This window comes from Thermogemmatispora sp., from assembly GCF_019683755.1.
In the GTDB taxonomy this organism is placed as follows: Bacteria; Chloroflexota; Ktedonobacteria; order Ktedonobacterales; family Ktedonobacteraceae; genus Thermogemmatispora.
Genome location: NZ_JADGHT010000465.1, coordinates 1 through 2,944, shown reverse-complemented (window position 1 = coordinate 2,944; position 2,944 = coordinate 1). Strand labels below are relative to the sequence as shown.

Genomic DNA, 2,944 nt, shown 5'->3' with positions numbered 1-2,944 from the left:
CTCTTGCGCCTGCTTGCTGCTACCATGCCTTCGCTTCCCTCGCATAGCAGACCATCCTCTCTTGACAAGAGCCTGTTCCTGCGTCTACAATAAAGGCAGCATATTGATAATGATTATCATTATTAGGCAACCCTAATGTCAGGGTCTGGGGGACCGACGGCACTTATGAAGGAGGCGCTGAACGCCAATGCCCAGGCGGTCTTGGAGGCTGTGCGCAGCAGCCATAATCATCCGACCGCCCTGGAGATCTACGAGGCTGTGCGCAAGGTACGCCCTCGCATCGGGGTGGCGAGCGTGTACCGTATCCTGCACAGTCTGGCGCAGCAGGGATTGATCCGTGAGTTGGGACGCAGCGATGAGGCCTGCCGTTATGACGGGCATATCGAGCGTCACGATCACGCGATTTGCACGACCTGCGGCGCGCTCCTCGATCTGCCTGTCGATGTGCGCCTTTCAGAGGAGGCGCTGCGAATGGCCGCTCAGGCGGCAGGGATTGAGCTGCATTCTCATGAGGTGCGGCTTTATGGCCAGTGCGCCGCTTGTCGCCAGAAGGCTCAGGCAGAGAGAGAGCAGGCGAGACAGATTGCGCCAGACCCGGGGGCGGCTGAGGCTGAGTAAAGTGAAGGTCAGCTTCAGCTCATCCGGTGTGACGATCGCACAGGTTACAGGACGCATCGATTACTGACCGGCATGGTAGGGAGTCCTTTTATGCCACATAATTCGGAGACTGAGATCCGACAAGCGGACAATAAAACAAGCGGACAGGAGGAGATGACAGCAGAGGTGCAGGAGGTCTTACAGCGGCGGCCCTCGGAATTAGAGCGGGTAAAGGTTGAGCTGGCAGAGATTCTACGAGGGATCGCTACCAAGAATACGGATTCGCGCCACTTCTTACTGCGCGTGGTTCAGCCAGGTCTGGCTGGGCTGATGGATGGCTCTGTGTCTACCCTGGCTCCCATCTTCGCCACAGCCTTTGCTACTCACCGGCCTTTCACTGCTTTCCTGGTGGGGCTGGCCGCGGCGACAGGTGCTGGGATTAGCATGGCCTTTTCAGAGGCGCTTTCGGATGACGGCGTCTTGACCGGACGCGGTAGCCCCATTATCCGCGGAGCGATTACGGGTCTGATGACCTTTGTAGGTGGCTCTCTGCATACGCTGCCGTTTTTGATTACTCACCTGCAGCTCGCCTTGGCCACCGCCTATTTGGTGGTTGCCGCCGAGCTACTGGCAATCGCCGCTATTCGCCATCGCTACTTTGGGACGAAGTGGCTAGTCTCTATTGTTCAGGTCATTGGCAGTGGTATACTTGTTTTTCTAGCAGCTCTCTTCTTCGGGAATGCCTGACTGAAGGCCCCAGCAAGCGGAGCAGTGGCGTTTCTGACCAGCCGCAATCGGTGAGGTGTGGAGAGCCTCACAGTCAAAGCAAGGAGTACTGGCAATGGAACCTGTGCAGAGGCCACGCGTGAAGATCTGTTGTATTAGTAGCAGGGAGGAGGCGCGGCTGGCGATCAGCTATGGCGCCGATGCGCTGGGCCTGGTTTCGCAGATGCCGAGCGGGCCAGGGGTCATTGCGGAGGAATTGATCACTGAGATCGTGGACAGTATTCCTCCACCAATCGCCTCCTTTCTGCTGACCAGTCAACAGAATGTAGAGGCGATTATTCAGCAGCAACGCCGCTGTCGCACCAATACGCTGCAACTCGTTGATCGCCTGCCAGCAGGGAGCCACCAGCGCCTGCGTGAGGCGCTGCCTGGTATTGCTCTGGTGCAAGTTATCCACGTTCGTGGCCCAGAAGCTATCGAGGAGGCGCTGGAGGTCGCTCCTTTTGTGCATGCACTCCTGCTCGATTCGGGTCGGCCCGACCTGCCGGTTAAAATCCTCGGCGGGACCGGCCAGGTGCATGACTGGACGATTAGCCGGCGTATTCGCGAGCTGGTCCCCATTCCTGTTTTCCTGGCAGGGGGCATCAGCGCTGAGAATGTCCGCGCCGCTATTGAGGAGGTTGCTCCCTTTGGCATCGACCTCTGCAGCTCGGTCCGCACGGAAGGCCGCCTCGACCCTCATAAGTTAGAGCGCTTCTTCAGGCAGCTTGAGCGCCCCGGGCTGTAGGGCGGACGGATGGGGGCTGAAAGAATGGAGCGACCAGCCGGCAAATCAACCAGCCAACCAGCCCCCACAAGCCAGCTTTAATCAATTACCTCTAGTTTGCCTTCGCTGACACTCCCGTCCGCTTTGATGGAGAAAACGCGCGCATAGGGAGGTTCAGGATGGTACTGCAGTGAAAAGATAATGTAGTAGAGGCCATTGCGCTTGGCCCATTCGATATCACGAGCAGAGGGGTAGGCCTCGCTGCGCGGGTGAGAATGATAGTAGGCAAACATCTCACCATCGTAGGTATCGATATCATTAGCAATACGCAGCAAGTCCTGGGAAGAGATCTCGGAGAAATCATCTGGGTGCTCGGCGGCGTTAGGGGTCGGGTAGTTTTTCACCACCCGACCATCCTTGCTCGCCAGCAAGCCACAGGCTTCATTAGGATAGCCGGCGGTGACGTGGGCCACCATTTCCGTATACATTGCACGAGGAATACGCACAACAAAGGCTTCTGCTACCATAAGAGTTTGGTCTCCAGATCTTCCTCCAGCGCGCCCAGGTCGCGCGTCCAAAGATCCTCACTCAGATATTTCCAGCCGCCATCGGCGAGGATCACCACAATCTTTCCGTGTTCCATGCTGGCTGCCGCACGCAAGGCCGCATGCAGGGCTGCTCCGCAAGAGGGACCGGCGAAGATACCCTCTTGATCTTTGAGCTGGCGGGTGCGCCGGATGGCATCAATGCCTGAGACCAGGATGCGCGCGTCAAGCAGAGACAGGTCAAGGACCGGCGGGACAAAGCCGTCTTCCAGGCTACGTAAGCCCTGGACGCTATCGCCCTGCATTGGCT

Annotated in this window: 5 protein-coding genes; 3 read left to right on the top strand and 2 right to left on the bottom strand. The window is 57.9% G+C overall.

The genetic code is table 11. The annotated features are described in order from the left end of the window. Positions 1-165: 165 nt before the first annotated feature. The 3 genes from IRZ24_RS18830 to IRZ24_RS18820 all read left to right on the top strand — a co-directional run bounded on the left by IRZ24_RS18830 (position 166) and on the right by IRZ24_RS18820 (position 2,110). On the top strand, positions 166-618 hold the full coding sequence (locus IRZ24_RS18830) for a transcriptional repressor (protein WP_297167813.1): 453 nt from the start codon (positions 166-168) through the stop codon (positions 616-618). Between the two features lie 90 nt (positions 619-708). Next, positions 709-1,344 carry a hypothetical protein gene (locus tag IRZ24_RS18825; RefSeq protein ID WP_297167810.1) on the top strand — a complete coding sequence of 212 codons (636 nt, stop codon included), beginning with the start codon at positions 709-711 and terminating at the stop codon, positions 1,342-1,344. A 94-nt stretch (positions 1,345-1,438) separates the two neighbouring features. Continuing rightward, a complete protein-coding gene (locus IRZ24_RS18820; RefSeq protein WP_297167807.1) occupies positions 1,439-2,110 on the top strand; it encodes a phosphoribosylanthranilate isomerase in 672 nt (223 codons plus the stop codon). A 77-nt stretch (positions 2,111-2,187) separates the two neighbouring features. On the opposite strand, the gene IRZ24_RS18815 is transcribed toward IRZ24_RS18820, so the two are convergent. Continuing rightward, positions 2,188-2,616, bottom strand: a complete 429-nt coding sequence (locus tag IRZ24_RS18815) for a M67 family metallopeptidase (RefSeq protein ID WP_297167803.1) — start codon at positions 2,614-2,616, stop codon at positions 2,188-2,190. Continuing rightward, the coding region (locus IRZ24_RS18810) for a pyridoxal-phosphate dependent enzyme (RefSeq protein ID WP_366914334.1) at positions 2,610-2,944 on the bottom strand (335 nt) is incomplete at its 5' end. The genes IRZ24_RS18815 and IRZ24_RS18810, both read right to left, overlap by 7 nt.

Excerpts from the sequence above, each read along its gene's own strand:
- IRZ24_RS18830 (WP_297167813.1), top strand. The coding sequence starts at position 166 with ATGAAGGAGGCGCTGAACGCCAATGCCCAGGCGGTCTTGGAGGCTGTG.
- IRZ24_RS18825 (WP_297167810.1), top strand. The coding sequence starts at position 709 with ATGCCACATAATTCGGAGACTGAGATCCGACAAGCGGACAATAAAACA.
- IRZ24_RS18820 (WP_297167807.1), top strand. The coding sequence starts at position 1,439 with ATGGAACCTGTGCAGAGGCCACGCGTGAAGATCTGTTGTATTAGTAGC.
- IRZ24_RS18815 (WP_297167803.1), bottom strand. The coding sequence starts at position 2,616 with ATGGTAGCAGAAGCCTTTGTTGTGCGTATTCCTCGTGCAATGTATACG.